Here is a 25,927-nt window from a genome sequence, read left to right as displayed (position 1 = left end):
TAATGCAAATATATTAAATTCAATAAAACTTTATTTATTCAGGCTTTTTTCTGATTTTTATTTCTTTGTTTTATTCTATGTTGAAGCGTTCCATTAAAAAGTAAATAATTTCATTGAAGGACTTAATGTCTTGAAGTATTTTTTAATACGTCAAAAGGGATAATAATGAAATTAAATATATTTACCAAATCAATGATTGGTATGGGGTTGATTTGCTCCTCTTTACCAGCATTTGCTTTGGAAGCATGGAATAACCAACAAGGTGGAAGTAAATATCAGGTTATTTTCGATGGTAAGGTTTATGAAAATGCCTGGTGGGTTTCTTCTACAAATTGCCCCGGTAAAGCGAAAGCAAATGATGCAACTAACCCGTGGCGTTTAAAGCGTACGGCAACGGCTGCTGAAATTAGCCAGTTTGGCAATACGCTTTCCTGCGAAAAGAGCAGTAGCTCATCTTCTTCAACTTCAAATACGCCTGCATCCAATACGCCAACTAATGGTGGTTCAACTACACCAGCACAAGGTACTGTTCCATCAAATTCATCTGTAGTTGCCTGGAATAAACAGCAGGGCGGTCAGACCTGGTATGTCGTCTTTAATGGCGCGGTATATAAAAATGCCTGGTGGGTAGCTTCTTCTAACTGTCCGGGCGATGCGAAAGGCAATGATGCCAGCAATCCATGGCGTTATGTCCGTGCCGCTACGGCAACGGAAATCACGCAAACCAGTAATCCACAGTCCTGTACTTCAGCACCACAGCCTGCACCGGATGTGAAACCAGCACCGGACGTTAAACCGGCTCCTGATGTTCAGCCAGCCCCAGCTGATAAGCCAAACGACAACTATGCTGTCGTAGCCTGGAAAGGTCAGGAAGGTTCGTCTACATGGTACGTTATCTACAACGGCGGCATTTATAAGAACGCCTGGTGGGTAGGCGCGGCAAATTGCCCAGGCGATGCGAAAGAAAACGACGCCAGCAATCCATGGCGCTATGTTCGTGCGGCAACGGCAACAGAAATCACTCAGTATGGCAATCCAGGCTCCTGCTCTGTTAAGCCGGACAATGGTGGTGCTGTGACTCCGGTTGATCCAGCGCCGGTAACACCAGATACTCCAGTTACTCCAACTCCGGATAATAACGAGCCATCAACACCAGCGGATAGCAGTAACGATTACTCATTACAGGCATGGAGTGGTCAGGAAGGTAGCGAAATTTACCATGTTATCTTCAATGGTAATGTCTATCAGAATGCCTGGTGGGTTGGTTCTAAAGATTGCCCGCGTGGCACCAGCGCTGAGAACTCCAATAACCCATGGCGTCTCGTGCGTACAGCTACCGCTGCGGAAATGAGTCAGTACGGTAACCCGACTACCTGTGAAATTGATAACGGCGGCGTTATCGTTGCAGATGGCTTCCAGGCCAGTAAAGCGTACAGTGCGAACAGCATCGTAGATTATAATGATGCGCATTATAAAACGTCAGTGGATCAGGACGCGTGGGGCTTTGTTCCTGGCGGCGATAACCCGTGGAAGAAATACGAATCGGCAAAAGCGTGGTCTGCATCGACAGTCTACGTGAAAGGCGATCGTGTGGTGGTTGATGGTCAGGCATATGAAGCCTTGTTCTGGACACAAAATGATAACCCTGCGCTGGTTGCGAACCAGAACGCCACCGGTAGCAATAGCCGCCCGTGGAAGCCATTGGGTAAAGCACAGAGCTATAGCAGCGACGAGCTGAAAAATGCGCCAGAGTTTAATCCAGCGACGCTTTATGCCAGCGATACGCTGATTCGCTTCAATGGCGTGAACTATATTTCTCAAAGTAAAGTGCAGAAGGTTTCACCATCTGACAGCAACCCGTGGCGTGTCTTTGTTGACTGGACCGGAACCAAAGAGCGCGTAGGTACGCCGAAGAAAGCGTGGCCGAAACACGTATATGCACCGTATGTCGACTTTACGCTGAATACAATCCCGGATCTGGCTGCGCTGGCTAAGAATCATAACGTCAACCACTTCACGCTGGCGTTTGTGGTGAGTAAAGATGCGAACACCTGTCTGCCGACATGGGGTACTGCTTACGGTATGCAGAATTACGCTCAGTACAGCAAAATTAAAGCTCTGCGTGAAGCAGGCGGCGATGTGATGCTGTCTATCGGTGGTGCTAATAACGCTCCGCTGGCGGCTTCCTGTAAGAACGTTGACGATCTGATGCAGCATTATTATGACATCGTTGATAACCTGAATCTCAGAGTCCTGGACTTCGATATCGAAGGCACCTGGGTTGCGGATCAGGCATCTATTGAACGTCGTAACCTTGCCGTGAAGAAGGTGCAGGATAAATGGAAGTCAGAAGGCAAAGATATTGCTATCTGGTACACCTTGCCAATTCTGCCGACTGGCTTGACGCCGGAAGGGATGAACGTCCTGAGCGATGCCAAAGCGAAAGGTGTTGAGCTGGCGGGTGTGAACGTGATGACGATGGACTACGGTAACGCAATTTGTCAGTCTGCAAATACCGAAGGCCAGAACATCCACGGTAAGTGTGCAACGTCGGCGATTGCCAACCTGCATTCACAATTGAAAGGCCTCCATCCCAACAAGAGCGATGCAGAAATTGACGCCATGATGGGCACCACGCCGATGGTTGGCGTGAACGACGTTCAGGGTGAAGTTTTCTATCTCTCTGATGCTCGTCTGGTCATGCAGGATGCGCAAACTCGCAACCTCGGCATGGTGGGTATCTGGTCAATCGCGCGTGATCTGCCGGGCGGCACTAACCTGTCTCCGGAATTCCACGGTCTGACTAAAGAACAAGCTCCGAAGTACGCATTCAGTGCGATCTTCGCGCCGTTTACTAAGCAGTAAATTTGCTGGCGATACTTTCTGGTATCGCCGCATTTTTTGTCAATGGGCTACATTTTTGTAGCCCATTATTTTTATTCATATTTCTATTTTTTGATTAAAAAAGAGTCTTTTCGTAATTGAAATAAGAACTATTTTCATTTATTTTTGAAGAAAGTATACGGGAGTCTCTATGTACGTTTGTCTTTGTAATGGTATCAGTGATAAAAAAATTCGTCAGGCTGTGCGCCAGTTTTCTCCCCACTCGTTCCAGCAATTAAAAAAATTTATTCCGGTTGGAAACCAGTGCGGTAAATGTGTCAGAGCCGCACGTGAGGTGATGGAGGATGAATTAATGCAGCTGCCGGAGTTTAAGGAGTCCGCATAAAACGGAGTGTGTTTTTTGACTTACTCGTAAGCCGTTCTACGCTTCAAAGAGTGGAAGCGAAGGAGTCAAAAAATGAAAGGTGATACTAAAGTTATAAATTATCTCAACAAACTGTTGGGAAATGAGCTTGTCGCAATCAATCAATACTTTCTCCATGCCCGGATGTTTAAAAACTGGGGGCTCAAACGTCTCAATGATGTGGAGTACCATGAATCCATTGATGAGATGAAACACGCCGATCGTTATATAGAGCGCATTCTTTTTCTGGAAGGTCTTCCAAATTTACAGGATCTGGGAAAACTAAACATTGGTGAAGATGTTGAGGAAATGCTGCGTTCTGATCTGGCACTTGAGCTGGGTGGCGCGAAGAATTTGCGTGAGGCAATTGGTTATGCCGATAGCGTTCATGATTACGTCAGCCGCGATATGATGATAGAAATTCTGCGTGATGAAGAAGGCCATATTGACTGGCTGGAAACGGAACTTGATTTGATTCAGAAAATGGGCCTGCAAAATTATTTGCAAGCACAGATTCGCGAAGAAGGCTAAGCCATGTCGGGAGGGACATTCCTCCCGGTTAATAAGAGATCCAGACCAGATACGTCAGGTTTATCATACTACCGAGCGCAAGCCACGGGCCGAATGCAATTGTGGTGATGGTCTGACGCTGCCACAGTTGTGATGCGATGGCGTAAAAAATGCCTCCCAGCGAGGCAATAAGTAATATCATTGGTAGCGTTTGCCAACCACACCACGCCCCTGCTGCGGCCAGTAGCTTGAAATCACCGTAACCTAATCCCTCTTTGTGGCATACAAACCACACCCCCCAGAAAACACACCACAGTACCCCATATCCAGCTACCGCGCCGTAAATCGCATCATGTAAATCAACTAATCCAGACTGCGCATTAAATAACAAGCCAAGCCAGAGCAGTGGCAAGGTGAGTTTGTCGGGCAGGAGCTGGGTACGAAAATCAATAACACTGAGCGTGAGTGCGAAGCAGAAGTAGAGAAAGAGTGCGCCAGTCACGATCGGCATGAAAGGTGCCAGGGCGCAGGCGATTGCCGCAACCACGCAAAGTGCCATAGGCAACGTGTCATGCCAGACATATTTTTTTTGCCTGAAATGAACCAAAACCTGGCGAAAAGTTAACGCCGTTTTATCCTCCAAAGGCGAGAGGTGATAGGCCACGGCATTCACCAGGTAACCAGCAATAAAGCCAGCCAGAATGAAGAGCGGCAGTAGCATTGTCATTATTGTTGCCCTCTGAAGGATAAATGCCTGAGGGTGATCTCTTCGTTTCCGGCAAGGGTAAATTGAAGATCCTCAATAACAATACCGTATGTTATCTGTGCCGTAGTCAGCCAGCGGGAGACGTTTTCGAGGGGGAATGTGGCAGGATGAATTGTCAGCGTATCGTCCGGGCCATTCTCTAGCGTAATAGCTAAATTCTCACGCTTTGCTTCCTCAAGAAGGATATTTTTGACCGATTGTCTGAGCGTGGGATGGTCAAGTAACCCATGTGCACTCGCCTGGTCTTGCATCCATTTAATATCCTTTTTAATTTTTTGTATGCGGGATTGATGATCCGCAATGTAGTTATCGATAGGTTTTATTACCGCAAGCCAGCAGAAAACGCAGAGCGAGAGAATCGCCAGCCCCATAATAATTTGTTTTTCCGATGGGGATTTTTCAGCCCACCATAATTTAATCATTTCCCTGTGCTCCTTACTGTCCATACACCACTGACCGGATCTTTTTCTGTTTTTTCCATCGGAAGCCAGGACTGTGTTAACTCACAGAAACGATCAATATTGCCTTCGTTTTTCGAACTTATTTTCAAAATCAGTGATTTTTGCTTCTGACTGTAATTGGCTTCCATTAATTGCAGTTCAGGATGTTCCAGTAAGAGTGTTTGCAAATGATGGAGCAATGGCACCGCTTCAGGATATTGCTGGGCGAGTTGCTGCTTGAAGTAAAAACGAAAGTTGTGCGTTCGTTTGATCTGCGGGAAATATTGTTGCCAGGTTTCCTGCTGTTGTTGCTGAAGCTGGTCTTCAATCCCAAGCGTCTGCCATAGAACGATTCCCCGACTACCAGCAAAAGAGAGAATGGCAAAAATGAGACTGCTTACTGCCAGCCTGGCGAGCCATTTTCCCGATCTGCTGACAGTTTTCTGTTTGCGAAAAACACCATGCAGCATGTCGTAGTGCTGGAGAGAATGATTGGCAGAATAAAAACGTAATGCTGGAGATTCTGCATGTTGGATAAGCGAATCGACCGGCACGATATCTGGAGCCGCTGTGCCAAAACAGATGACATTTTCAGGAGAAAACTGGGTGGCAAGATGCTGTAACCAGCGTTCATCAAGCTCGTTGAAGGCATGTGCAGCACTGCGAATCAGCCAGCTCGTTTGCTGGTTAACCAGAGTCCAGGAGCCTTCTTTCCAGGGAAGGTAACAACCATCTGGCAAAACCCGCGTCACGTTTAGTCCGGCAGTGTGTAAACGGTCAAGATAACGACTGAGTTTTTCCGACTGGATACCTATCACTTCCACTCGGTCATTTTGTTTATCAACAACCGTCCAGTGCCAGTTTTGGCTGGCGTCGGGTAACGTCTCCTCCGCCAGCCACTGTAATGTTTGCGCGGTGAGTTTGTATTTGGCGTTGGGCAACGTGAGTGAACGATATAAAAGACCTTCCGGTGGGATCAGAAGATGAACATTTCCTGCACCGGGCTGATCGGCCAGCGACTCCAGCGGAAGATCGTCTGTGAGCGTATGTACTGAAGATACGCTATCTGCGGAGTATGTCATCCACTCCCATTGCTTACGTAGCGTCGAGGAAGAACGTATTACCATCAACGATTCAGGCATCACGATCCTTATGATTAATAGAGTTGCAGCGTACGCCGATAGATTTGGGCGCTCTGCTGTTTACGGTTGAAGAAAATATGGCTCTGCCATCCCTGGGATTGCTCGTCGCTGATACTTTCCGTATTCAGCGTAAAATAGCGGCTATAGGGAAAGAGATGTTCTTTCACCTGAGAAACCAAGGGCTTCACGCCGGAGAAATCCTGCTGTGCCCAGTAGAGAAATGCATCTGTGGTTAACCAGCCTTCCTTTGGTCGCTTTTGTAATAAGACCTGTGCGTCCGCGTCCGTGATATTGTTGAGAAATAATGCTCTTAATAACGGGATATCATTCTCAGTTAACATATTAAGATTAATGTTGAGTTCAGTGGTTGGGAGGACGCAGACATAAGGAATAATTCGCTGGTAGGCGTTCTCGGTTATTCCTTTTATCTGACGGAGTTCACCAGTCAGAAAAAGCATCTGATTGGCGCTATGGCGAGGTGGTATCTGGCTTTGGTAAAAGTTGTCTTCTGCGCCGTGAAAGCGTGGTGAATCATCAGCGTCGATATAGTCGGCGATAGATTGCATGATCTCATCGGTGTTTGCGCGATCGATTCCCGCGTTGATCAGCAAAGCGCCGAAAACCTGCGCGGGGAAATCCGGGATTGCCAGTGGATCGTCGGAGACTTTTGCCAGGGCATTGAGATTGAAACAGTGCTGAGCATCGTGTAGCTGCCACTTCACCGTATTGCCATTGTCCAGCTGTATCTGTTGTGGCTGCGCCCAGTACTGCTGCAACGTGGTCTGTCTGTCGTTATCTTTAACATCCTGAGTGAGGCTGGCAAGAGCGAGTTTCTCCGCCAGTTCAATATCATATTGTCGTTGCAGGTGATGGTTTACCTGGCGAGTTCGCTGAAGCTGGTTGTGAAAACTCAGTGTCATATCCGCAGCCAGAGCGGACATGAGCGCCAGTAACATGAGTACGATGAGCAGCGCGACGCCACGTTGTTCAATATTCATGTTATTCGCCCCTGGCCTGGTTTTGCTGCGGAGACTCTTCTCTTGTTAATAGCTCCGGCAAAGCAAAACGACGCTGTAACGCGCCATACTGCGGGGTATTCAGATGAAGAGTGACGGAGAGGGGAAGCTCCTCGCTTTCCCCGATGTTACTTTCCAGAAGGAAGCCTTCGACATTTTCCAGCATTGCCTGGGCGGGTTGATCCTTCATGCTATCGACAGAGGTACGAACCGCGCGGTAGAGCGTATGATTTCGTAGATACCAGTGAACTGTTTGTAAGGTTTGCGCTTCATTGAGAGGAGCCTGTGGATCGCGACTCTGCGTGGTGAAAATGGCCTCTTCACCCAAAACTATGATTTTGTCCGTTCCCCGATTCCGGCGAATGACAAGTTGCAGGAGATCGTTATCAAGAATGGTGATGGCGCGCTGAAGCTGATTGAACTGCTGGATTTCTTTCTGTGAGCGTTGATGCAACTCGGAAGCTTGCGAAAAAATCATAAACGCCAGCATGCTAAGCATTGAGAAAATCGCCAGCGCCGCCATGACTTCCAGCAATGTGAAACCCTGCTGGCTATTAATCATCTTGCGCCTGCCCGGATTTATTATCGATATTTTGATAACGCGTAAGAGAGGTTGTCTGACCGCTGGGTAATGTAACGGTTATGGTGCGTTCCAGAAGCGTACCATCTTTGCTTGAGTGGATATCGCTGCGCCAGTTCCACTCTTCGCCATTTATTATCTCTTTGCCAGAACTGGACGTGTTTTCCTCGTCGAATGTATCTTGCAACTGAAGTTGGTTATCCGCTATCCACAACGCCAGCGTCTCGTTACGCATCCGCTCGATGGCATTTCTTTGCCCTTGCATACTGCTCATTAAGGTCAAAGCAACTGCGGTGAAAATGCTCATCGCCAGTAAGACTTCAAGTAATGTCATCCCTGATTGTCTGTTCATGGTCGGGTATCTCTGGCAAGCGTTTGATCCAGTGGCCATGTCCCTGAGCATACCAGTGTCAGGAGTGGATCACCGGTCTCCTGGTTAGCAATCAATATGGAGAATGGGGTGATTTGCCCATCGGCCAGAATCACCACCTGCGGTTGGCTGCTGTCATCCGATTTAAATGGCTGGGTGTGAATCGCAATTTCATCACTCCAGTGATTTTCGCTATCGTCATCCGCATCCTCTTTGAGCGGGATCCAGAGCCAACTTGACGAATTTCTGGTTGGTGCCATAAGACGCCAGCCTGAATCAGAGAAATGGATGCCGACCGGCTGCCCGTGAAGCGTGGCGCGGTCGATGGCTAATTCAAGTGCAGCGGTAAACCGCGCCGCTGTTTCGCGCGCACGAGTGTTGGTGGCAGCCTCCCGACCATATGTGAAGAGCACCACACTTGCCGTGATAGCGACCAGCGCCAGCACCAGCATCATCTCCAGCAGGGTAAACCCGCGTTGCTGATTCATCGCTGACTTACTTTTTCTTCTTGCTCAAACCCCAGTTGGTGATGTCGTCCTCGGTTCCCATTTCACCATCGGGCCCTGCTGAAAGCAGATCGTATGCACCATGTTCACCAGGATTAACGAGGACATAATCATTGCCCCAGGGATCGGCAGGCAGACGCTTGATATAACCTTCCTTGTTATAGTTTGCGGCCAGCGGTGGCAGCGTCGGTGCTTCGACTAAGGATTCAAGCCCCTGATTTGTGGTTGGATAGCGATGATTGTCGAGCTTGTACATATCCAGGGCGTTTTCCAGTGCCACAATATCGCTGACGGCTTTTTGCTTATCCGCCTTTTCTTTATTGCCCATCAGGTTGGGAACTACCAGGCTGGCAAGCACGCCAATGATGACAATAACCACCATAATTTCCAGTAATGTAAAACCGCGTTGCTTATCCGTTGCGTGCATATATTTTCCTTAATTAATCATTGAGTTAAGTTGAAGAAGAGGTTGGAGTACCGAGACGACGATAAACAGGACGATCAGTGCCATCGTAATAATGAGTGCAGGTTCGAAGATGGAGAGCGTTAAGGCGATTCGGTTTTGTTGCAGCGTCTCCTGGTTGTCCGCTGCCCTGACCATTAATGTGCCGAGCTGCCCGCTTTTTTCGCCAGAGGCCACCATGTAGAGCATCATTGGCGGGAAGATTGCGGTTTGCTCCAGCGAAAGATGAATGCTGTTACCCTGGCGAACGTTCTCTGCCGCATTTGCCAGGCGTTGGCGAATTTCGAGGTTGCTGAGGCTTTCGGTGGATAAATTCATCCCATCAAGCAGAGGGACTCCGCTGGATTGCAAAATACTTAAAGTGCGGAGATAGCGTGCACTGTTTATGGCGCAAATCAGTGGACCAATGAGCGCAACACGCAGCAGCATGGCATGAAAACGATGGCGGTTATTGCCGCGTTTTAACCAGAGCCAGAAACCTACAGCGACAATAAACACCGTCGCTAATAATGTCGGGCCGGTACGTTGCAACGTGTCGCTCAGACCTAAAAGAATGCGGGTACTCAGCGGCAGTTGCTGCTTCATATGCACGAACTGTTCGGTAATTTTGGGCACGACAGCAGTGAGGAGAATAATCACAACCACAATCGCCACGGTGGTGAGCATGCAGGGGTAGATCAGCGACTGAATGAGTTTGCTGCGGATTTTCTGCCGGTTTTCATTGTAATCAGCCAGTTTTTCCAACACCGGAGCCAGAAGCCCGCTCTTTTCGCCCGCTTTGACCAGGGTACGGTAGAGCGAATCGAAAAGCGTGGGAAAATGCTGTAATGCATCGGAAAGGGGATGCCCTTCAAGGATGGCGCTACGTACCTGATTTAACACGTCAGTCAGTCGTTTATTACTGCTTTGCTGACCGATTACGGCAAGGCTCTCTTCCAGGGGTAATGCTGCCGCGCTTAAGGTTGCCAACTGCCGGGTGAAAAGCGTCAGTTCACTATGGCTAATCCTCGGGCGATGCGTTTTTACTCCCGAACTTTTTTGGGGGCGAATATCCAGCAGGAAAAGCCCTTCTTCACGCAGCCGCAGCCGCGCCTGACGTTCATCGTTAGCATCAATGATCCCTTGCAATTTTTGACCATCCTGGGTCATGGCGCGATAGCGATAATTCATGCTTCGCTCTCCAGCGTGGCACTGGCGACGCGCATAACCTCATCCCAGGAGGTGTCACCGCTTATCACTTTTTGCAGGCCATTTTTGATTAAGGCGTTGTGTTGTTGCCGGACCAGTCGCTCCAGTGTTTGTTCATCCACATTTTCATGAATAGCGGCCCGCAATTCCGGCGTCACCACCATCATTTCGTGGATTGCCATGCGCCCCTGATAGCCGGATTGATGGCAGTGAGGACAGCCTACGGGAGTGCCAATCGTAGTAACAGTTAGCTGGTGATGTGTAAACATCTGCGCTTGTTGGGGGGATACTGGAGTGAATTGTCGGCATTGTGGACAAAGACGACGAACCAGCCGTTGCGCGATAATTCCTGCCAGGGAAGACGAAAGTAGAAATGATTCGACGCCCATGTCGCGGAGCCGGGTCACTGCGCCTGATGCGCTGTTAGTGTGGAGTGTTGAGAGCACCAGATGGCCGGTGAGCGAAGCCTGAACAGCAATCTGCGCGGTTTCTGTATCACGAATTTCCCCAACCATCACAACATCCGGATCCTGGCGAAGAATGGCGCGCAAGCCGCGAGCGAAAGACATATCCACTCGGGTATTCACCTGCGTTTGTCCTATGCCTTCCAGTTCATATTCCACGGGATCTTCTACCGTCAGAATATTGCGACCAGGGGTATTAAGCGCCGAAAGAATGGCGTAGAGCGTGGTGCTTTTACCGGAACCTGTCGGCCCGGTCACCAGGATAATACCGTGCGGAAGCTGAATGAGATTTTCTAAATCCTGCTTATCCGCAGCCGCCATCCCCAGATTGTTCAATGAAAGCTGGAGGCTGTTTTTATCCAGCAGGCGGAGCACGGCGCGTTCACCATAGATGGACGGCAGTGTGGATACGCGGACATCTATGTTACGTCGCCCGATACGCAAACTGATTCTTCCATCCTGCGGAATACGTTTTTCGGCGATATCAAGCCGAGCCATGACCTTTATTCGGGAGATAAGCAACGCTGCCAGTTTTTTGTTTGGCTGTAAAATTGTCCGCAGAACGCCGTCAATGCGAAAACGGATCGACATTGTTTTTTCATAGGTTTCAATGTGGATGTCGGAGGCGGTTTCTTTAATAGCCTCACTTAAAATGGCGTTGATTAAACGGATAACCGGTGCGGCTGAATCTTCATTCAGTAGATCTTCATTCGCAGGCATTTCTTCTGAGAGGGAGAGGAGATCGACGGATTGATCAATATCCTGCGCAATCTGTTGCGACTCACCAGTGTTCTGATGGAATACCGCTTCCAGCCGTGCTTCAAAATCAGCCTGCGACAAGCGGGTCATGGTATGGCACTGACCAACCTGGCGCTGAATATCGAGTAACTGCTCGAATGGCGTACCGGCGAGATAAATAATCTCCCCCTCTGAATAGAGATAACCGACTCTTTGTGCCATTGCCCAACTGGCAGGATATGGTGAGTGAATTCTCATGTGAATGCCTCACCGCGACGATGACACAGGGGGGGGACTGTTGAACGTGTTTTCATCCAGCACCGGTAAATCTTCAGAGCCAACCAGTGCTTTTGATTTCGCGTCTATTCGTTGTTGTTGCTCCTGACGGTAGCGGGTGTATTTATCTTTCGACAGTGAGCGATAAACATCATCGTCACGGATAATCGTCGGTCGGATAAATACCATCAGGTTGCGTTTGGCGCGCTCGGTCGAGGTATAGCGGAAGAGTTGCCCCACTAAAGGAATATCGCCAAGTAAAGGAACCTTTGACACTTGCTCTTTAGAAAAATCATCCAGCAATCCGCCTAGGACTACCGTTTCACCGGTTTTGACCAGCACGGCGTTTTGAATAGTTCGGGTGTTAAATGTCGGGCCGAGCGTCGAATTAGACGAAGAGTCAACGCTGGAAACCTCCTGCTCTATTTCGAGCAGTACCGCGTCGCCTTCATTGACCTGCGGAGTGACTTTGAGTTTTGTGCCCACCGTTTTGCGTTCGACGGTATTAAAGACGTTATCCCCAGAAGTGGTCTGGGAGCCGGATAGCACCGGCACATCCTGACCAACGTTGAAGGACGCGAGTTTATTATCCAGCGTTACGATGCTCGGGGTGGCGAGGATATCATTTTTATTGTTACTAGCCAGCGCAGTCAGCAATACGCCCCAGTCGCCATTGAAGAAGCCTGCGGCCATGCCATTGTAGGCGCTAAACATATCCCAGGCAGGATTCGCGCTGGTGATCCCGCCATTCTTTTTATAATCAGCCACACCTTGCGCAGCGTTAAATATCGGTAATCCTGTATTGGTAAATTGCTGTGCGCCAACGTTTTTGTTCGCCCATTGCACGCCGAGGTTAAGTCCATTTCCATCCTGAACTTCGACGATGATCGCCTCAACCAGCACCTGTGCACGACGAATATCCAGACGCGCAATTACCGTGGCGAGTTTTTCCTGGACGGACTGGTCAGCGGTAATGACCAACGAGTTGGTCTGTTCATCGGCGGTAATGGCAACATTATCCATCGCAGAAGAAGACGAAGGCTTACGCGCATTTCCTTTTTCATCTTTCAGCTTTTCGGAAACGCCGGTCAATACTTCGACCAGATTTGTGGCTTTAGCATATTTCAGGTAATAGACCCGGGTATTTCCTTCCTCGCTCTCTTCTACATCAAGTGTTTTCAGTAATGAAGTGATGCGCTGGCGTGCTTTTTCCGGCCCGCTGATGATAAGAGAGTTGGTTCGCTTATCCGCCACAATCTTCGCGGAAAGGAGGGCAGGCATCTGGCTTTTACCGTGGCTTTCGCTGATTAATTGATTAAGAATCTCGGCGAGATCTTCCGCTGACGCGTATTCCAGATGAATAATTTGCTGCTTCTCTGTGCCGATGACATCAACGCGCTTTATCACTTCAATCAGTTTATTAATGGTGGAGGCACGACCGGTCAGAATGAGAACGTTGGAGGGTTCATAATGCACAACGTTACCGACGCTGCCGCCATCCATCATTTGACGCAGCAGGGGAGCCAGGTCACGAGCAGGAACGTTCTCAAGCGGTACGATTCGGGTGACCAACTCATCACCTATGCCTGGACGATAACTGTCAGCAATCATTCCTGGCGATGTTTTTACATTAGCTGAGCGCACCACTTTCAGAAAACCATTGTCCAGCGTGATCACGGAATAGCCGTAAAGATCAAGAATGCTCAAAAAGAACTGGTAGTACTCTTGCTGACTAAACGTATCATTGCTGCGTACGGAAATGGTTCCTTGAACCGAGGGATCAATCAGAATTGTTTTACCCAGATGCTGGCTTACAATTTCCACGAACTGACGGATATCAGCATTATTGAAATTAGCCCCGTATTGTTCGTTCTCAGTATGCCCGACGGAAGGCATAAGTAGCTCCGCCAACAGGCAACATGTGATTTTATTTAATCCCTTCATCACTCTGTCCATTCATTCCAGTAAGTTCCCTGACGGAAACATTTATCAAGCGGGGTACGCCGTTGCGACGAATTGTAAACTGAGCGCTCTGTTGGGTTAGCAATAAACTTAATGCCTGGGAAACCTCATCAGGGAGGGTCAGTGAAAGATTGTTGATTCTAAGGGCGACATCGCCAGGTTGCAGTAAGCTGGTAGCAAATGCATCGCGCCCTTTACGCGGATTCAATCGAAGGCCAAATAATTGATCCCCGTCACGAATAGGCGTCGCGATAATAAAATCTGCGAGCACACTTTGAGTATCAGAGTCAGGTTGCTCGATAACGTCCGGTAATCCCGGATGAAGCGTGACTTTTTCGAACTGTCCGTGAGTTTCAAAAACCACGCTGGTTTTATTTATTTTTCGGATGAATGTTGCCGGTGCTGACTCCAGGGCATCGTTCAGAGCATATCGCTTTTGTTCTGCGCCTTCATTAACTAAAACATAAGATGTCTCATCATTAGACGTCAGAATGATACCACTGAGTACGACAGAAAGCTTTGGCGTTTCTTGTTGGGCAGAAATCAGATGCGTGTCTTTTATACCCGCGTTACTGCCATTACGCCATAAACCCGCAAGGTTGAAATCAGATTTAAATGCGCCACCTGGTTGGTTAATGATTTGTGCATTTTTGACCAGGTTTGTGTGGAAATAATTTATATTAAAAATAACCGCCACCACACTTATGGATATCATCAATATATAAATGACTGTGCGTCTATTATGAATTGCCAGATGGAAGGAGAAAGGTAGGGTTGGCACGATATATATTCTAATAAAATAAATTGGGTGGGTTGTATATTGACGTTACTATAAATAGTATTAATGCTGGTTGAATGAATCAAGCAAAATTTATTTATATTCAGTTAACGCATTAATATCAATAAATGCATTCGTTATTTTTATGATTAAGGATAATCGATTATTAATACAGGAAGTATTATGTCTACAAGAAGAGAAGTTATCCTTGCCTGGCTTCGTGAGGAGAATCGATCCTGGCGGATATGCTATCTGTCGGGCGAGGCCGGAAGTGGAAAATCCTGGTTAGCGAAGCAATTGCAAAATGATACCCATCGTCGAGTGATTACTTTAAGCCTTGTCGTGTCCTGGCAAGGTAAAGCTGCATGGGTTGTTATTGACGATAACGCAAATAAAGAAGGAAGCCGCGATCTCGCCTGGAGGCGAGATGAGATGGGCGTGGAATTACTGCGGACGTTCCAGCAAGTGGAAAGCCGTAATCCTCTTATTATTGTTGAAAATGCTCATCTGAATCACCGCTGTGTTCTCGATGATATCCAACGCGCGAGGAGCCTTATTCCCGATTGTCAGTTTTTGCTCGTTGGCAGATCAAATCGAAAAGTTGAACGTTACGTTGAAGCCAGAGGCATTGAAATAATTACGTCAGGAGCACTGACAGAACACGAACTTCGACAAAGTATCCTTGAGGGACACCACATCGACCAGCCCGATGCCCTGTTAACAAGTAAGGTACTGAAGCGGATCGCTGCACTTTGCAAAGGCGATCGCAGAAGGCTGGCGCAGGCAGGCGAAACAATTTGCTTATTACAACAAAGCGAGCAGACCAGCGCATTCACGGCAAAACAATGGCGAACAATTTACCGGGCATTGGGTGATAAGCGGAGCCGGAAAATGTGTTGGGCTGGGGGGATGAGTGGAACCGTAATTGCTCTTGTCGGTGGTTGGCTGATGCTGTCCTCGTTTATATCTCCCTTACCGATTCCTTCGTGGTTGATGCCAGTAGCGCCATCAATAAAAGAAGAGATGACACAGGATATTTTCCGTACAGTGATGCGCGATAGTGATGCGCTAAGCGTGTTATATGGTGTGTGGGGGTACGATGTTCCGGCCGATTCAGCCTGGTGCGACCACGCTGTTAGAGCAGGCCTGACTTGTAAAAGTGGTAAGGCGTCACTTCAGGCGTTAATAGATCAGAACCTGCCCTGGATAGCGTCGCTTAATGTCGCAAATAAAAAATTGCCCGTCGTCGTCATTCGGGTCGGCGATGACTCTATAGATGTACTTATAGGGCAGCAGACCTGGACGCTAACGCGTAAATGGTTTGAGACGGTGTGGGCGGGTGATTATCTCCTGCTATTGAAAATGTCTCCGGAAGGTGAAAGCACAATTACGCGCGACAGTAGCGAGGAAGAGATTCTTTGGCTGGAAACAATGTTGAATCGTGCTCTCCATATTTCGACTGAACCCTCGACAGAATGGCGACCGCTGCTGGTAGAAAAAATTAAGCAATTTCAGAAGATTAATCACTTAAAAGCTGACGGCGTTGTTGGCTCTTCAACATTGGTGCATCTCTGGCAGGTGGCAGGGGAGAGCGCGTATCTATATCGGGATGAAGCCAATATTTCCCCGGACGAAACAGGGAAGGGAAAATAAGATGTTTGAATTCTATTTTGCCGCACATCAGCAGCGAGAAAGTGGTCAGCGAGTAACTGTCCAGCTACAAAAACATGGCAAAACGAAGTATGCCATTTGGGCGCTGGTGACAAGCCTTTGGTTCGCAGGAATGGTGTTGGCTGGGGGGTATGCCCAGCAGTTATGGGCGATATGGATAGTTAAAACGGAAAATTCAGTAGAAGAAGCACCACCTTATAAACAATCAACACAACATTATTTCTTCAAAAAACAGCCATTGCCTGTCGTCGTCGAACCTGCCGAGGATGACGCGGACGAAGATGCCACGATAGAAAATGAGGCGTCGTCTTCAGAGGATGAAGGTACAGCTACAGGAGAAAGCGAGGAAAAAGCCGGTTTAAGAGAGCGAGTGAAAAATGCACTCAATGAGTTACAGCAATAATCTGCCCGTTGTTTACTTTACTAGCAATACGCTTGCGTTCGATGGTTAAGTATGTATAATGCGCGGGCTTGTCGTAGTTGACAGCAGGTTCAATCTGAACCTCAGTTAGCCGAATTTGGCTACCTAACAATGCTCCCAATCGGGGAGCTACGTAAGAACGGTTACACTCTCCCATCAATCGTAATGGGTCTGAGGAGTAATCATTTTCGTTTATAAAATAATTGGAGCTCTGGTCTCATGCAGAACCAAAGAATCCGTATCCGCCTGAAAGCGTTTGATCATCGTCTGATCGATCAAGCAACCGCGGAAATCGTCGAGACTGCCAAGCGCACTGGTGCGCAGGTCCGTGGTCCGATCCCGCTGCCGACACGCAAAGAGCGCTTCACTGTTCTGATCTCTCCGCACGTCAACAAAGACGCGCGCGATCAGTACGAAATCCGTACTCACTTGCGTCTGGTTGACATCGTTGAGCCAACCGAGAAAACCGTTGATGCTCTGATGCGTCTGGATCTGGCTGCCGGTGTAGACGTGCAGATCAGCCTGGGTTAATCAGGTCATTGAGCGATTGAGAGGTTGAAACAATGATTGGTTTAGTCGGTAAAAAAGTGGGTATGACCCGTATCTTCACAGAAGACGGCGTTTCTATCCCAGTAACCGTAATCGAAGTTGAAGCAAACCGCGTTACTCAGGTTAAAGACCTGGCTAACGATGGCTACCGTGCTATTCAGGTAACCACCGGTGCTAAAAAAGCTAACCGTGTGACCAAGCCTGAAGCTGGCCACTTCGCTAAAGCTGGCGTAGAAGCTGGCCGTGGTCTGTGGGAATTCCGCCTGGCTGAAGGCGAAGAGTTCACTGTAGGTCAGAGCATTAGCGTTGAACTGTTTGCTGACGTTAAAAAAGTTGACGTAACTGGCACCTCTAAAGGTAAAGGTTTCGCAGGTACCGTTAAGCGCTGGAACTTCCGTACCCAGGACGCTACTCACGGTAACTCCTTGTCTCACCGCGTTCCGGGTTCTATCGGTCAGAACCAGACTCCGGGCAAAGTGTTCAAAGGCAAGAAAATGGCAGGTCAGATGGGTAACGAACGTGTAACCGTTCAGAGCCTTGACGTAGTACGCGTTGACGCTGAGCGCAACCTGCTGCTGGTTAAAGGTGCTGTCCCGGGTGCAACCGGTAGCGACCTGATCGTTAAACCAGCTGTGAAGGCGTAAGGAGATAGCAATGGAATTAGTATTGAAAGACGCGCAGAGCGCGCTGACTGTTTCCGAAACTACCTTCGGTCGTGATTTCAACGAAGCGCTGGTTCACCAGGTTGTTGTTGCTTATGCAGCTGGTGCTCGTCAGGGTACTCGTGCTCAGAAGACTCGTGCTGAAGTAACTGGTTCCGGTAAAAAACCGTGGCGCCAGAAAGGCACCGGCCGTGCGCGTTCTGGTTCTATCAAGAGCCCGATTTGGCGTTCTGGTGGCGTGACCTTCGCTGCTCGTCCGCAGGACCACAGTCAAAAAGTTAACAAGAAGATGTACCGCGGCGCGCTGAAAAGCATTCTGTCCGAACTGGTACGTCAGGATCGTCTGATCGTTGTCGAGAAGTTCTCTGTAGAAGCGCCGAAAACTAAGCTGCTGGCACAGAAACTGAAAGACATGGCTCTGGAAGATGTGCTGATCATCACCGGTGAGCTGGACGAAAACCTGTTCCTGGCTGCGCGCAACCTGCACAAGGTTGACGTACGCGATGCAACTGGTATCGACCCGGTTAGCCTGATCGCCTTCGACAAAGTCGTAATGACTGCTGATGCTGTTAAGCAAGTTGAGGAGATGCTGGCATGATTCGTGAAGAACGTCTGCTGAAGGTGCTGCGTGCACCGCACGTTTCTGAAAAAGCGTCTACTGCGATGGAAAAATCCAACACCATCGTACTCAAAGTTGCTAAAGACGCGACCAAAGCAGAAATCAAAGCTGCTGTGCAGAAACTGTTTGAAGTCGAAGTCGAAGTCGTTAACACCCTGGTAGTTAAAGGGAAAGTTAAACGTCACGGACAGCGTATCGGTCGTCGTAGCGACTGGAAAAAAGCTTACGTCACCCTGAAAGAAGGCCAGAATCTGGACTTCGTTGGCGGCGCTGAGTAAGTCGGAGGAGTAATACAATGGCAGTTGTTAAATGTAAACCGACATCTCCGGGTCGTCGCCACGTTGTTAAAGTGGTTAACCCTGAGCTGCACAAGGGCAAACCTTTTGCTCCGTTGCTGGAAAAAAACAGCAAATCCGGTGGTCGTAACAACAATGGCCGTATCACCACTCGTCATATCGGTGGTGGCCACAAGCAGGCTTACCGTATTGTTGACTTCAAACGCAACAAAGACGGTATCCCGGCAGTTGTTGAACGTCTTGAGTACGATCCGAACCGCTCCGCGAACATCGCGCTGGTTCTGTACAAAGACGGTGAACGCCGTTACATCCTGGCCCCTAAAGGCCTGAAAGCTGGCGACCAGATTCAGTCTGGCGTTGATGCTGCAATCAAACCAGGTAACACCCTGCCGATGCGCAACATCCCGGTTGGTTCTACTGTTCACAACGTAGAAATGAAACCAGGTAAAGGCGGTCAGCTGGCACGTTCCGCTGGTACTTACGTTCAGATCGTTGCTCGTGATGGTGCATATGTCACCCTGCGTCTGCGTTCTGGTGAAATGCGTAAAGTCGAAGCAGACTGCCGTGCAACTCTGGGCGAAGTTGGCAATGCTGAGCATATGCTGCGCGTTCTGGGTAAAGCAGGTGCTGCACGCTGGCGTGGTGTTCGTCCGACCGTTCGCGGTACCGCGATGAACCCGGTAGACCACCCACATGGTGGTGGTGAAGGTCGTAACTTTGGTAAGCACCCGGTAACCCCGTGGGGCGTTCAGACCAAAGGTAAGAAGACCCGCAGCAACAAGCGTACTGATAAATTTATCGTACGTCGCCGTAGCAAATAATTTTAGAGGATAAGCCATGCCACGTTCTCTCAAGAAAGGTCCTTTTATTGACCTGCACTTGCTGAAGAAGGTAGAGAAAGCGGTGGAAAGCGGAGACAAGAAGCCCCTGCGCACTTGGTCCCGTCGTTCAACGATCTTTCCTAACATGATCGGTTTGACCATCGCTGTCCATAATGGTCGTCAGCACGTTCCGGTATTTGTAACCGACGAAATGGTTGGTCACAAACTGGGTGAATTCGCACCGACTCGTACTTATCGCGGCCATGCTGCTGATAAAAAAGCGAAAAAGAAATAAGGTAGGAGGAAGAGATGGAAACTATCGCTAAACATCGCCATGCTCGTTCTTCTGCTCAGAAGGTTCGCCTTGTTGCTGACCTGATTCGCGGTAAGAAAGTGTCGCAGGCTCTGGATATTCTGACCTACACCAACAAGAAAGCGGCTGTACTGGTTAAGAAAGTTCTGGAATCTGCCATTGCTAACGCTGAACACAACGATGGCGCTGACATTGACGATCTGAAAGTTACGAAAATTTTCGTAGACGAAGGCCCGAGCATGAAGCGCATTATGCCGCGTGCAAAAGGTCGTGCAGATCGCATCCTGAAGCGCACCAGCCACATCACTGTGGTTGTGTCCGATCGCTGAGACTCTGGAGACTAGCAATGGGTCAGAAAGTACATCCTAATGGTATTCGCCTGGGTATTGTAAAACCATGGAACTCTACCTGGTTTGCGAACACCAAAGAATTCGCTGACAACCTGGACAGCGATTTTAAAGTACGTCAGTACCTGACTAAGGAACTGGCTAAAGCGTCCGTATCTCGTATCGTTATCGAGCGTCCGGCTAAGAGCATCCGTGTAACCATTCACACTGCTCGCCCGGGTATCGTTATCGGTAAAAAAGGTGAAGACGTAGAAAAACTGCGTAAGGTCGTAGCGGACATCGCTGGCGTTCCTGCACAGATCAACATCGCCGAAGTTCGTAAGCCTGAACTGGACGCAAAACTGGTTGCTGACAGCATCACTTCTCAGCTGGAACGTCGCGTAATGTTCCGTCGTGCTATGAAGCGTGCTGTACAGAACGCAATGCGTCTGGGCGCTAAAGGTATTAAAGTTGAAGTTAGCGGCCGTCTGGGCGGCGCGGAAATCGCACGTACTGAATGGTACCGCGAAGGTCGCGTACCGCTGCACACTCTGCGTGCTGACATCGACTACAACACCTCTGAAGCGCACACCACTTACGGTGTAATCGGCGTTAAAGTGTGGATCTTCAAAGGCGAGATCCTGGGTGGTATGGCTGCTGTTGAACAACCGGAAAAACCGGCTGCGCAACCTAAAAAGCAGCAGCGTAAAGGCCGTAAATAAGGAGCGTCGCTGATGTTACAACCAAAGCGTACAAAATTCCGTAAAATGCACAAAGGCCGTAACCGCGGTCTGGCGCAGGGTACGGATGTTAGCTTCGGCAGCTTCGGTCTGAAAGCTGTTGGCCGTGGTCGTCTGACTGCCCGTCAGATCGAAGCAGCACGTCGTGCTATGACCCGTGCAGTTAAGCGTCAAGGTAAGATCTGGATCCGTGTGTTCCCGGACAAACCGATCACTGAAAAGCCGCTGGCAGTGCGTATGGGTAAAGGTAAAGGTAACGTGGAGTATTGGGTTGCCTTGATTCAGCCGGGTAAAGTCCTGTATGAAATGGACGGTGTTCCGGAAGAGCTGGCCCGTGAAGCATTCAAGCTGGCAGCAGCGAAACTGCCGATTAAAACCACCTTTGTAACTAAGACGGTGATGTAATGAAAGCAAAAGAGCTGCGTGAGAAGAGCGTTGAAGAGCTGAACACCGAGCTGCTGAACCTGCTGCGTGAGCAGTTCAACCTGCGTATGCAGGCTGCAAGTGGCCAGCTGCAACAGTCTCACCTGTTGAAGCAAGTGCGTCGCGATGTCGCACGCGTTAAGACTTTACTGAACGAGAAGGCGGGTGCGTAATGACCGATAAAATCCGTACTCTGCAAGGTCGCGTTGTTAGCGACAAAATGGAGAAATCCATTGTTGTTGCTATCGAACGTTTTGTGAAACACCCGATCTACGGTAAATTCATCAAGCGTACGACCAAACTGCACGTACATGACGAGAACAACGAATGCGGTATCGGTGACGTGGTTGAAATCCGCGAATGCCGTCCGCTGTCCAAGACTAAATCCTGGACGCTGGTTCGCGTTGTAGAGAAAGCGGTTCTGTAATACAGTACACTCTCTCGATACGAATAAACGGCTCAGAAATGAGCCGTTTATTTTTTCTACCCATATCCTTGAAGCGGTGTTATAATGCCGCGCCCTCGATATGGGGATTTTTAACGACCTGATTTTCGGGTCTCAGTAGTAGTTGACATTAGCGGAGCACTAAAATGATCCAAGAACAGACTATGCTGAACGTCGCCGACAACTCCGGTGCACGTCGCGTAATGTGTATCAAGGTTCTGGGTGGCTCGCACCGTCGCTACGCAGGCGTAGGCGACATCATCAAGATCACCATCAAAGAAGCAATTCCGCGTGGTAAGGTCAAAAAAGGTGATGTGCTGAAGGCGGTAGTGGTGCGCACCAAGAAGGGTGTTCGTCGCCCGGACGGTTCTGTCATTCGCTTCGATGGTAATGCTTGTGTTCTTCTGAACAACAACAGCGAGCAGCCTATCGGTACGCGTATTTTTGGGCCGGTAACTCGTGAGCTTCGTAGTGAGAAGTTCATGAAAATTATCTCTCTGGCACCAGAAGTACTCTAAGGAGCGAATCATGGCAGCGAAAATCCGTCGTGATGACGAAGTTATCGTGTTAACCGGTAAAGATAAAGGTAAACGCGGTAAAGTTAAGAATGTCCTGTCTTCCGGCAAGGTCATTGTTGAAGGTATCAACCTGGTTAAGAAACATCAGAAGCCGGTTCCGGCCCTGAACCAACCGGGTGGCATCGTTGAAAAAGAAGCCGCTATTCAGGTTTCCAACGTAGCAATCTTCAATGCGGCAACCGGCAAGGCTGACCGTGTAGGCTTTAGATTCGAAGACGGTAAAAAAGTCCGTTTCTTCAAGTCTAACAGCGAAACTATCAAGTAATTTGGAGTAGTACGATGGCGAAACTGCATGATTACTACAAAGACGAAGTAGTTAAAAAACTCATGACTGAGTTTAACTACAATTCTGTCATGCAAGTCCCTCGGGTCGAGAAGATCACCCTGAACATGGGTGTTGGTGAAGCGATCGCTGACAAAAAACTGCTGGATAACGCAGCAGCAGACCTGGCAGCAATCTCCGGTCAAAAACCGCTGATCACCAAAGCACGCAAATCTGTTGCAGGCTTCAAAATCCGTCAGGGCTATCCGATCGGCTGTAAAGTAACTCTGCGTGGCGAACGCATGTGGGAGTTCTTTGAGCGCCTGATCACTATTGCTGTACCTCGTATCCGTGACTTCCGTGGCCTGTCCGCTAAGTCTTTCGACGGTCGTGGTAACTACAGCATGGGTGTCCGTGAGCAGATCATCTTCCCAGAAATCGACTACGATAAAGTCGACCGCGTTCGTGGTTTGGATATTACCATTACCACTACTGCGAAATCTGACGAAGAAGGCCGTGCTCTGCTGGCTGCCTTTGACTTCCCGTTCCGCAAGTAAGGTAGGGTTACTAAATGGCTAAGCAATCAATGAAAGCACGCGAAGTAAAACGCGTAGCTTTAGCTGATAAATACTTCGCGAAACGCGCTGAACTGAAAGCGATCATCTCTGATGTGAACGCTTCCGACGAAGATCGTTGGAACGCTGTTCTCAAGCTGCAGACTCTGCCGCGTGATTCCAGCCCGTCTCGTCAGCGTAACCGCTGCCGTCAAACAGGTCGTCCGCATGGTTTCCTGCGGAAGTTCGGGTTGAGCCGTATTAAGGTCCGTGAAGCCGCTATGCGCGGTGAAATCCCGGGTCTGAAAAAGGCTAGCTGGTAATTGTCACCAATTGAATCACGGGAGTAAAGACAGATGAGCATGCAAGATCCGATCGCGGATATGCTGACCCGTATCCGTAACGGTCAGGCCGCGAACAAAGCTGCGGTCACCATGCCTTCCTCCAAGCTGAAAGTGGCAATCGCCAACGTGCTGAAGGAAGAAGGTTTTATTGAAGATTTTAAAGTTGAAGGCGACACCAAGCCTGAACTGGAACTTACTCTGAAGTATTTCCAGGGCAAAGCTGTTGTAGAAAGCATTCAGCGTGTCAGCCGCCCAGGTCTGCGCATCTATAAACGTAAAGATGAGCTGCCGAAAGTTATGGCGGGTCTGGGTATCGCAGTTGTTTCTACCTCTAAAGGTGTTATGACTGATCGTGCAGCGCGCCAGGCTGGTCTTGGTGGCGAAATTATCTGCTACGTAGCCTAATCGGAGGAAAAAATGTCTCGTGTTGCTAAAGCACCGGTCGTTGTTCCTGCCGGCGTTGACGTAAAAATCAACGGTCAGGTTATTACGATCAAAGGTAAAAACGGCGAGCTGACTCGTACTCTCAACGATGCTGTTGAAGTTAAACATGCAGATAATACCCTGACCTTCGGTCCGCGTGATGGTTACGCAGACGGTTGGGCACAGGCTGGTACCGCGCGTGCCCTGCTGAACTCAATGGTTATCGGTGTTACCGAAGGCTTCACTAAGAAGCTGCAGCTGGTTGGTGTAGGTTACCGTGCAGCGGTTAAAGGCAATGTGATTAACCTGTCTCTGGGTTTCTCTCATCCTGTTGACCATCAGCTGCCTGCGGGTATCACTGCTGAATGTCCGACTCAGACTGAAATCGTGCTGAAAGGCGCTGATAAGCAGGTGATCGGCCAGGTTGCAGCGGATCTGCGCGCCTACCGTCGTCCTGAGCCTTATAAAGGCAAGGGTGTTCGTTACGCCGACGAAGTCGTGCGTACCAAAGAGGCTAAGAAGAAGTAAGGTAACACTATGGATAAGAAATCTGCTCGTATCCGTCGTGCGACCCGCGCACGCCGCAAGCTCCAGGAGCTGGGCGCAACTCGCCTGGTGGTACATCGTACCCCGCGTCACATTTACGCACAGGTAATTGCACCGAACGGTTCTGAAGTTCTGGTAGCTGCTTCTACTGTAGAAAAAGCTATCGCTGAACAACTGAAGTACACCGGTAACAAAGACGCGGCTGCAGCTGTGGGTAAAGCTGTCGCTGAACGCGCTCTGGAAAAAGGCATCAAAGATGTATCCTTTGACCGTTCCGGGTTCCAATATCATGGTCGTGTCCAGGCACTGGCAGATGCTGCCCGTGAAGCTGGCCTTCAGTTCTAAGGTAGAGGTGTAAGATGGCTCACATCGAAAAACAAGCTGGCGAACTGCAGGAAAAGCTGATCGCGGTAAACCGCGTATCTAAAACCGTTAAAGGTGGTCGTATTTTCTCCTTCACAGCTCTGACTGTAGTTGGCGATGGTAACGGTCGCGTTGGTTTTGGTTACGGTAAAGCGCGTGAAGTTCCAGCAGCGATCCAGAAAGCGATGGAAAAAGCCCGTCGCAATATGATTAACGTCGCGCTGAATAACGGCACTCTGCAACACCCTGTTAAAGGTGTTCACACGGGTTCTCGCGTATTCATGCAGCCGGCTTCCGAAGGTACCGGTATCATCGCCGGTGGTGCAATGCGCGCCGTTCTGGAAGTCGCTGGGGTTCATAACGTTCTGGCTAAAGCATATGGTTCCACCAACCCGATCAACGTGGTTCGTGCAACTATTGATGGCCTGGAAAATATGAATTCTCCAGAAATGGTCGCTGCCAAGCGTGGTAAATCCGTTGAAGAAATTCTGGGGAAATAAACCATGGCAAAGACTATTAAAATTACTCAAACCCGCAGTGCAATCGGTCGTCTGCCGAAACACAAGGCAACGCTGCTTGGCCTGGGTCTGCGTCGTATTGGTCACACCGTAGAGCGCGAGGATACTCCTGCTATTCGCGGTATGATCAACGCGGTTTCCTTCATGGTTAAAGTTGAGGAGTAAGAGATGCGTTTAAATACTCTGTCTCCGGCCGAAGGCTCCAAAAAGGCGGGTAAACGCCTGGGTCGTGGTATCGGTTCTGGCCTCGGTAAAACCGGTGGTCGTGGTCACAAAGGTCAGAAGTCTCGTTCTGGCGGTGGCGTACGTCGCGGTTTCGAGGGTGGTCAGATGCCTCTGTACCGTCGTCTGCCGAAATTCGGCTTCACTTCTCGTAAAGCAGCGATTACAGCCGAAGTTCGTCTGTCTGACCTGGCTAAAGTAGAAGGCGGTGTAGTAGACCTGAACACGCTGAAAGCGGCTAACATTATCGGTATCCAGATCGAGTTCGCGAAAGTGATCCTGGCTGGCGAAGTAACGACTCCGGTAACTGTTCGTGGCCTGCGTGTTACTAAAGGCGCTCGTGCTGCTATCGAAGCTGCTGGCGGTAAAATCGAGGAATAAGTAG

The 25,927-nt window shown here is 49.2% G+C and carries 38 protein-coding genes; 26 read left to right on the top strand and 12 right to left on the bottom strand.

All coding sequences use genetic code 11. The annotated features are described in order from the left end of the window. The first annotated feature begins 165 nt into the window (after positions 1 to 165). The 3 genes from chiA (at position 166) to bfr (ending at position 3,778) form a co-directional block, all read left to right on the top strand. Positions 166 to 2,865 carry a bifunctional chitinase/lysozyme gene (gene chiA / locus A7098_RS05890; protein WP_105280492.1) on the top strand — a complete coding sequence of 900 codons (2,700 nt, stop codon included), beginning with the start codon at positions 166 to 168 and terminating at the stop codon, positions 2,863 to 2,865. Positions 2,866 to 3,034: 169 nt separating this feature from the next. Continuing rightward, the gene (bfd, locus tag A7098_RS05885; protein WP_000289085.1) at positions 3,035 to 3,229 is read left to right on the top strand and encodes a bacterioferritin-associated ferredoxin; all 195 of its coding nucleotides are present in this window, start codon (positions 3,035 to 3,037) and stop codon (positions 3,227 to 3,229) included. Between the two features lie 72 nt (positions 3,230 to 3,301). Then, positions 3,302 to 3,778: a bacterioferritin gene (gene bfr, locus A7098_RS05880; protein ID WP_105280491.1), complete on the top strand. Its 477-nt coding sequence runs from the start codon at positions 3,302 to 3,304 to the stop codon at positions 3,776 to 3,778. A gap of 28 nt (positions 3,779 to 3,806) precedes the next feature. On the opposite strand, the gene A7098_RS05875 is transcribed toward bfr, so the two are convergent. The 12 genes from A7098_RS05875 to gspC are packed head-to-tail and all read right to left on the bottom strand — an operon-like array spanning position 3,807 to position 14,449. After that, positions 3,807 to 4,484: an A24 family peptidase gene (locus tag A7098_RS05875; protein ID WP_000178153.1), complete on the bottom strand. Its 678-nt coding sequence runs from the start codon at positions 4,482 to 4,484 to the stop codon at positions 3,807 to 3,809. Then, positions 4,484 to 4,945: a type II secretion system protein M gene (locus tag A7098_RS05870; RefSeq protein WP_105280490.1), complete on the bottom strand. Its 462-nt coding sequence runs from the start codon at positions 4,943 to 4,945 to the stop codon at positions 4,484 to 4,486. The genes A7098_RS05875 and A7098_RS05870 overlap by 1 nt, the downstream gene beginning before the upstream one ends. Continuing rightward, positions 4,942 to 6,105 (bottom strand): type II secretion system protein GspL, encoded by a 1,164-nt coding sequence (gene gspL / locus A7098_RS05865; protein ID WP_105280489.1) that lies wholly within the window; start codon positions 6,103 to 6,105, stop codon positions 4,942 to 4,944. Before gspL ends, A7098_RS05870 begins: the two co-directional genes overlap by 4 nt. 14 nt (positions 6,106 to 6,119) lie before the next feature. Beyond that, positions 6,120 to 7,103 carry a type II secretion system minor pseudopilin GspK gene (gspK, locus tag A7098_RS05860; RefSeq protein WP_105280488.1) on the bottom strand — a complete coding sequence of 328 codons (984 nt, stop codon included), beginning with the start codon at positions 7,101 to 7,103 and terminating at the stop codon, positions 6,120 to 6,122. A gap of 1 nt (position 7,104) precedes the next feature. Then, positions 7,105 to 7,683 (bottom strand): type II secretion system minor pseudopilin GspJ, encoded by a 579-nt coding sequence (gene gspJ, locus A7098_RS05855; RefSeq protein WP_105280487.1) that lies wholly within the window; start codon positions 7,681 to 7,683, stop codon positions 7,105 to 7,107. After that, entirely contained in the window at positions 7,676 to 8,053 is a 378-nt protein-coding gene (gene gspI / locus A7098_RS05850; protein WP_032226611.1) for a type II secretion system minor pseudopilin GspI, read from the bottom strand. The genes gspJ and gspI overlap by 8 nt, the downstream gene beginning before the upstream one ends. Next, a complete protein-coding gene (gspH, locus tag A7098_RS05845; RefSeq protein ID WP_105280486.1) occupies positions 8,050 to 8,559 on the bottom strand; it encodes a type II secretion system minor pseudopilin GspH in 510 nt (169 codons plus the stop codon). The genes gspI and gspH overlap by 4 nt, the downstream gene beginning before the upstream one ends. A 7-nt stretch (positions 8,560 to 8,566) precedes the next feature. Then, the gene (gene gspG, locus A7098_RS05840; RefSeq protein ID WP_000543367.1) at positions 8,567 to 9,004 is read right to left on the bottom strand and encodes a type II secretion system major pseudopilin GspG; all 438 of its coding nucleotides are present in this window, start codon (positions 9,002 to 9,004) and stop codon (positions 8,567 to 8,569) included. Positions 9,005 to 9,013: 9 nt separating this feature from the next. After that, complete coding sequence (gspF, locus tag A7098_RS05835; RefSeq protein WP_105280485.1) at positions 9,014 to 10,210, bottom strand: type II secretion system inner membrane protein GspF; 1,197 nt, start codon at positions 10,208 to 10,210, stop codon at positions 9,014 to 9,016. Beyond that, a complete protein-coding gene (gene gspE / locus A7098_RS05830; protein ID WP_105280484.1) occupies positions 10,207 to 11,688 on the bottom strand; it encodes a type II secretion system ATPase GspE in 1,482 nt (493 codons plus the stop codon). The genes gspF and gspE overlap by 4 nt, the downstream gene beginning before the upstream one ends. 9 nt (positions 11,689 to 11,697) lie before the next feature. After that, complete coding sequence (gspD, locus tag A7098_RS05825; RefSeq protein ID WP_105280483.1) at positions 11,698 to 13,650, bottom strand: type II secretion system secretin GspD; 1,953 nt, start codon at positions 13,648 to 13,650, stop codon at positions 11,698 to 11,700. Beyond that, positions 13,634 to 14,449, bottom strand: a complete 816-nt coding sequence (gene gspC, locus A7098_RS05820; protein ID WP_001142681.1) for a type II secretion system protein GspC — start codon at positions 14,447 to 14,449, stop codon at positions 13,634 to 13,636. Before gspC ends, gspD begins: the two co-directional genes overlap by 17 nt. A gap of 180 nt (positions 14,450 to 14,629) precedes the next feature. Between gspC and A7098_RS05815 the strand changes: the two genes are divergently transcribed. The 23 genes from A7098_RS05815 (at position 14,630) to rplO (ending at position 25,923) form a co-directional block, all read left to right on the top strand. Continuing rightward, the gene (locus A7098_RS05815; protein ID WP_032226604.1) at positions 14,630 to 16,099 is read left to right on the top strand and encodes a peptidoglycan-binding protein; all 1,470 of its coding nucleotides are present in this window, start codon (positions 14,630 to 14,632) and stop codon (positions 16,097 to 16,099) included. 1 nt (position 16,100) lies between these two features. Beyond that, the gene (locus tag A7098_RS05810; protein WP_032226603.1) at positions 16,101 to 16,520 is read left to right on the top strand and encodes a general secretion pathway protein GspB; all 420 of its coding nucleotides are present in this window, start codon (positions 16,101 to 16,103) and stop codon (positions 16,518 to 16,520) included. A gap of 237 nt (positions 16,521 to 16,757) precedes the next feature. Then, positions 16,758 to 17,069 (top strand): 30S ribosomal protein S10, encoded by a 312-nt coding sequence (gene rpsJ / locus A7098_RS05805; protein ID WP_001181004.1) that lies wholly within the window; start codon positions 16,758 to 16,760, stop codon positions 17,067 to 17,069. Between the two features lie 32 nt (positions 17,070 to 17,101). Next, positions 17,102 to 17,731: a 50S ribosomal protein L3 gene (rplC, locus tag A7098_RS05800; protein ID WP_000579833.1), complete on the top strand. Its 630-nt coding sequence runs from the start codon at positions 17,102 to 17,104 to the stop codon at positions 17,729 to 17,731. A gap of 10 nt (positions 17,732 to 17,741) precedes the next feature. Next, positions 17,742 to 18,347 carry a 50S ribosomal protein L4 gene (rplD, locus tag A7098_RS05795; RefSeq protein WP_000424395.1) on the top strand — a complete coding sequence of 202 codons (606 nt, stop codon included), beginning with the start codon at positions 17,742 to 17,744 and terminating at the stop codon, positions 18,345 to 18,347. Continuing rightward, entirely contained in the window at positions 18,344 to 18,646 is a 303-nt protein-coding gene (rplW, locus tag A7098_RS05790) for a 50S ribosomal protein L23 (RefSeq protein WP_000617544.1), read from the top strand. The genes rplD and rplW overlap by 4 nt, the downstream gene beginning before the upstream one ends. 17 nt (positions 18,647 to 18,663) lie before the next feature. Continuing rightward, positions 18,664 to 19,485, top strand: coding sequence for a 50S ribosomal protein L2 (gene rplB, locus A7098_RS05785; protein ID WP_000301864.1), 822 nt, complete (start codon positions 18,664 to 18,666; stop codon positions 19,483 to 19,485). A 16-nt stretch (positions 19,486 to 19,501) separates the two neighbouring features. Continuing rightward, positions 19,502 to 19,780 (top strand): 30S ribosomal protein S19, encoded by a 279-nt coding sequence (rpsS, locus tag A7098_RS05780; RefSeq protein WP_001138117.1) that lies wholly within the window; start codon positions 19,502 to 19,504, stop codon positions 19,778 to 19,780. A 14-nt stretch (positions 19,781 to 19,794) separates the two neighbouring features. Continuing rightward, the gene (gene rplV, locus A7098_RS05775; RefSeq protein WP_000447529.1) at positions 19,795 to 20,127 is read left to right on the top strand and encodes a 50S ribosomal protein L22; all 333 of its coding nucleotides are present in this window, start codon (positions 19,795 to 19,797) and stop codon (positions 20,125 to 20,127) included. Positions 20,128 to 20,144: 17 nt separating this feature from the next. After that, positions 20,145 to 20,846 carry a 30S ribosomal protein S3 gene (rpsC, locus tag A7098_RS05770; RefSeq protein ID WP_000529945.1) on the top strand — a complete coding sequence of 234 codons (702 nt, stop codon included), beginning with the start codon at positions 20,145 to 20,147 and terminating at the stop codon, positions 20,844 to 20,846. Between the two features lie 12 nt (positions 20,847 to 20,858). After that, entirely contained in the window at positions 20,859 to 21,269 is a 411-nt protein-coding gene (gene rplP / locus A7098_RS05765) for a 50S ribosomal protein L16 (RefSeq protein WP_000941212.1), read from the top strand. Next, positions 21,269 to 21,460, top strand: a complete 192-nt coding sequence (gene rpmC, locus A7098_RS05760) for a 50S ribosomal protein L29 (RefSeq protein WP_000644741.1) — start codon at positions 21,269 to 21,271, stop codon at positions 21,458 to 21,460. Before rplP ends, rpmC begins: the two co-directional genes overlap by 1 nt. Then, positions 21,460 to 21,714, top strand: a complete 255-nt coding sequence (rpsQ, locus tag A7098_RS05755) for a 30S ribosomal protein S17 (protein ID WP_000130100.1) — start codon at positions 21,460 to 21,462, stop codon at positions 21,712 to 21,714. Before rpmC ends, rpsQ begins: the two co-directional genes overlap by 1 nt. 164 nt (positions 21,715 to 21,878) lie before the next feature. Next, positions 21,879 to 22,250, top strand: coding sequence for a 50S ribosomal protein L14 (gene rplN / locus A7098_RS05750; protein ID WP_000613955.1), 372 nt, complete (start codon positions 21,879 to 21,881; stop codon positions 22,248 to 22,250). 10 nt (positions 22,251 to 22,260) lie between these two features. Continuing rightward, positions 22,261 to 22,575: a 50S ribosomal protein L24 gene (gene rplX / locus A7098_RS05745; RefSeq protein WP_000729185.1), complete on the top strand. Its 315-nt coding sequence runs from the start codon at positions 22,261 to 22,263 to the stop codon at positions 22,573 to 22,575. Positions 22,576 to 22,589: 14 nt separating this feature from the next. Next, complete coding sequence (gene rplE, locus A7098_RS05740; RefSeq protein WP_001096200.1) at positions 22,590 to 23,129, top strand: 50S ribosomal protein L5; 540 nt, start codon at positions 22,590 to 22,592, stop codon at positions 23,127 to 23,129. Positions 23,130 to 23,143: 14 nt separating this feature from the next. Next, positions 23,144 to 23,449 (top strand): 30S ribosomal protein S14, encoded by a 306-nt coding sequence (gene rpsN / locus A7098_RS05735; protein ID WP_001118930.1) that lies wholly within the window; start codon positions 23,144 to 23,146, stop codon positions 23,447 to 23,449. A 33-nt stretch (positions 23,450 to 23,482) separates the two neighbouring features. After that, positions 23,483 to 23,875, top strand: coding sequence for a 30S ribosomal protein S8 (gene rpsH / locus A7098_RS05730; RefSeq protein WP_000062611.1), 393 nt, complete (start codon positions 23,483 to 23,485; stop codon positions 23,873 to 23,875). A gap of 12 nt (positions 23,876 to 23,887) precedes the next feature. Continuing rightward, positions 23,888 to 24,421 (top strand): 50S ribosomal protein L6, encoded by a 534-nt coding sequence (rplF, locus tag A7098_RS05725; protein ID WP_000091945.1) that lies wholly within the window; start codon positions 23,888 to 23,890, stop codon positions 24,419 to 24,421. Positions 24,422 to 24,430: 9 nt separating this feature from the next. Then, positions 24,431 to 24,784 carry a 50S ribosomal protein L18 gene (gene rplR / locus A7098_RS05720; protein ID WP_000358960.1) on the top strand — a complete coding sequence of 118 codons (354 nt, stop codon included), beginning with the start codon at positions 24,431 to 24,433 and terminating at the stop codon, positions 24,782 to 24,784. 14 nt (positions 24,785 to 24,798) lie between these two features. Continuing rightward, the gene (rpsE, locus tag A7098_RS05715; RefSeq protein WP_000940121.1) at positions 24,799 to 25,302 is read left to right on the top strand and encodes a 30S ribosomal protein S5; all 504 of its coding nucleotides are present in this window, start codon (positions 24,799 to 24,801) and stop codon (positions 25,300 to 25,302) included. Between the two features lie 3 nt (positions 25,303 to 25,305). Next, entirely contained in the window at positions 25,306 to 25,485 is a 180-nt protein-coding gene (gene rpmD / locus A7098_RS05710) for a 50S ribosomal protein L30 (RefSeq protein ID WP_001140433.1), read from the top strand. A 3-nt stretch (positions 25,486 to 25,488) separates the two neighbouring features. Continuing rightward, positions 25,489 to 25,923: a 50S ribosomal protein L15 gene (gene rplO, locus A7098_RS05705; RefSeq protein ID WP_001238917.1), complete on the top strand. Its 435-nt coding sequence runs from the start codon at positions 25,489 to 25,491 to the stop codon at positions 25,921 to 25,923. Positions 25,924 to 25,927: the final 4 nt, after the last annotated feature.

Source organism: Escherichia sp. MOD1-EC7011, assembly GCF_002965005.1.
Lineage (GTDB): Bacteria > Pseudomonadota > Gammaproteobacteria > Enterobacterales > Enterobacteriaceae > Escherichia > Escherichia ruysiae.
Note: the sequence above shows the minus strand (reverse complement) of the source record. Positions and strands in the feature narration are given on the sequence as shown.

Bases quoted from the DNA above. Each gene is read 5' to 3' on its own strand.
- chiA (WP_105280492.1), top strand. From the start codon at position 166: ATGAAATTAAATATATTTACCAAATCAATGATTGGTATGGGGTTGATT.
- bfd (WP_000289085.1), top strand. From the start codon at position 3,035: ATGTACGTTTGTCTTTGTAATGGTATCAGTGATAAAAAAATTCGTCAG.
- bfr (WP_105280491.1), top strand. From the start codon at position 3,302: ATGAAAGGTGATACTAAAGTTATAAATTATCTCAACAAACTGTTGGGA.
- A7098_RS05875 (WP_000178153.1), bottom strand. From the start codon at position 4,484: ATGACAATGCTACTGCCGCTCTTCATTCTGGCTGGCTTTATTGCTGGT.
- A7098_RS05870 (WP_105280490.1), bottom strand. From the start codon at position 4,945: ATGATTAAATTATGGTGGGCTGAAAAATCCCCATCGGAAAAACAAATT.
- gspL (WP_105280489.1), bottom strand. From the start codon at position 6,105: ATGCCTGAATCGTTGATGGTAATACGTTCTTCCTCGACGCTACGTAAG.
- gspK (WP_105280488.1), bottom strand. From the start codon at position 7,103: ATGAATATTGAACAACGTGGCGTCGCGCTGCTCATCGTACTCATGTTA.
- gspJ (WP_105280487.1), bottom strand. From the start codon at position 7,683: ATGATTAATAGCCAGCAGGGTTTCACATTGCTGGAAGTCATGGCGGCG.
- gspI (WP_032226611.1), bottom strand. From the start codon at position 8,053: ATGAACAGACAATCAGGGATGACATTACTTGAAGTCTTACTGGCGATG.
- gspH (WP_105280486.1), bottom strand. From the start codon at position 8,559: ATGAATCAGCAACGCGGGTTTACCCTGCTGGAGATGATGCTGGTGCTG.
- gspG (WP_000543367.1), bottom strand. From the start codon at position 9,004: ATGCACGCAACGGATAAGCAACGCGGTTTTACATTACTGGAAATTATG.
- gspF (WP_105280485.1), bottom strand. From the start codon at position 10,210: ATGAATTATCGCTATCGCGCCATGACCCAGGATGGTCAAAAATTGCAA.
- gspE (WP_105280484.1), bottom strand. From the start codon at position 11,688: ATGAGAATTCACTCACCATATCCTGCCAGTTGGGCAATGGCACAAAGA.
- gspD (WP_105280483.1), bottom strand. From the start codon at position 13,650: ATGAAGGGATTAAATAAAATCACATGTTGCCTGTTGGCGGAGCTACTT.
- A7098_RS05815 (WP_032226604.1), top strand. From the start codon at position 14,630: ATGTCTACAAGAAGAGAAGTTATCCTTGCCTGGCTTCGTGAGGAGAAT.
- A7098_RS05810 (WP_032226603.1), top strand. From the start codon at position 16,101: ATGTTTGAATTCTATTTTGCCGCACATCAGCAGCGAGAAAGTGGTCAG.
- rpsJ (WP_001181004.1), top strand. From the start codon at position 16,758: ATGCAGAACCAAAGAATCCGTATCCGCCTGAAAGCGTTTGATCATCGT.
- rplC (WP_000579833.1), top strand. From the start codon at position 17,102: ATGATTGGTTTAGTCGGTAAAAAAGTGGGTATGACCCGTATCTTCACA.
- rplD (WP_000424395.1), top strand. From the start codon at position 17,742: ATGGAATTAGTATTGAAAGACGCGCAGAGCGCGCTGACTGTTTCCGAA.
- rplW (WP_000617544.1), top strand. From the start codon at position 18,344: ATGATTCGTGAAGAACGTCTGCTGAAGGTGCTGCGTGCACCGCACGTT.
- rplB (WP_000301864.1), top strand. From the start codon at position 18,664: ATGGCAGTTGTTAAATGTAAACCGACATCTCCGGGTCGTCGCCACGTT.
- rpsS (WP_001138117.1), top strand. From the start codon at position 19,502: ATGCCACGTTCTCTCAAGAAAGGTCCTTTTATTGACCTGCACTTGCTG.
- rplV (WP_000447529.1), top strand. From the start codon at position 19,795: ATGGAAACTATCGCTAAACATCGCCATGCTCGTTCTTCTGCTCAGAAG.
- rpsC (WP_000529945.1), top strand. From the start codon at position 20,145: ATGGGTCAGAAAGTACATCCTAATGGTATTCGCCTGGGTATTGTAAAA.
- rplP (WP_000941212.1), top strand. From the start codon at position 20,859: ATGTTACAACCAAAGCGTACAAAATTCCGTAAAATGCACAAAGGCCGT.
- rpmC (WP_000644741.1), top strand. From the start codon at position 21,269: ATGAAAGCAAAAGAGCTGCGTGAGAAGAGCGTTGAAGAGCTGAACACC.
- rpsQ (WP_000130100.1), top strand. From the start codon at position 21,460: ATGACCGATAAAATCCGTACTCTGCAAGGTCGCGTTGTTAGCGACAAA.
- rplN (WP_000613955.1), top strand. From the start codon at position 21,879: ATGATCCAAGAACAGACTATGCTGAACGTCGCCGACAACTCCGGTGCA.
- rplX (WP_000729185.1), top strand. From the start codon at position 22,261: ATGGCAGCGAAAATCCGTCGTGATGACGAAGTTATCGTGTTAACCGGT.
- rplE (WP_001096200.1), top strand. From the start codon at position 22,590: ATGGCGAAACTGCATGATTACTACAAAGACGAAGTAGTTAAAAAACTC.
- rpsN (WP_001118930.1), top strand. From the start codon at position 23,144: ATGGCTAAGCAATCAATGAAAGCACGCGAAGTAAAACGCGTAGCTTTA.
- rpsH (WP_000062611.1), top strand. From the start codon at position 23,483: ATGAGCATGCAAGATCCGATCGCGGATATGCTGACCCGTATCCGTAAC.
- rplF (WP_000091945.1), top strand. From the start codon at position 23,888: ATGTCTCGTGTTGCTAAAGCACCGGTCGTTGTTCCTGCCGGCGTTGAC.
- rplR (WP_000358960.1), top strand. From the start codon at position 24,431: ATGGATAAGAAATCTGCTCGTATCCGTCGTGCGACCCGCGCACGCCGC.
- rpsE (WP_000940121.1), top strand. From the start codon at position 24,799: ATGGCTCACATCGAAAAACAAGCTGGCGAACTGCAGGAAAAGCTGATC.
- rpmD (WP_001140433.1), top strand. From the start codon at position 25,306: ATGGCAAAGACTATTAAAATTACTCAAACCCGCAGTGCAATCGGTCGT.
- rplO (WP_001238917.1), top strand. From the start codon at position 25,489: ATGCGTTTAAATACTCTGTCTCCGGCCGAAGGCTCCAAAAAGGCGGGT.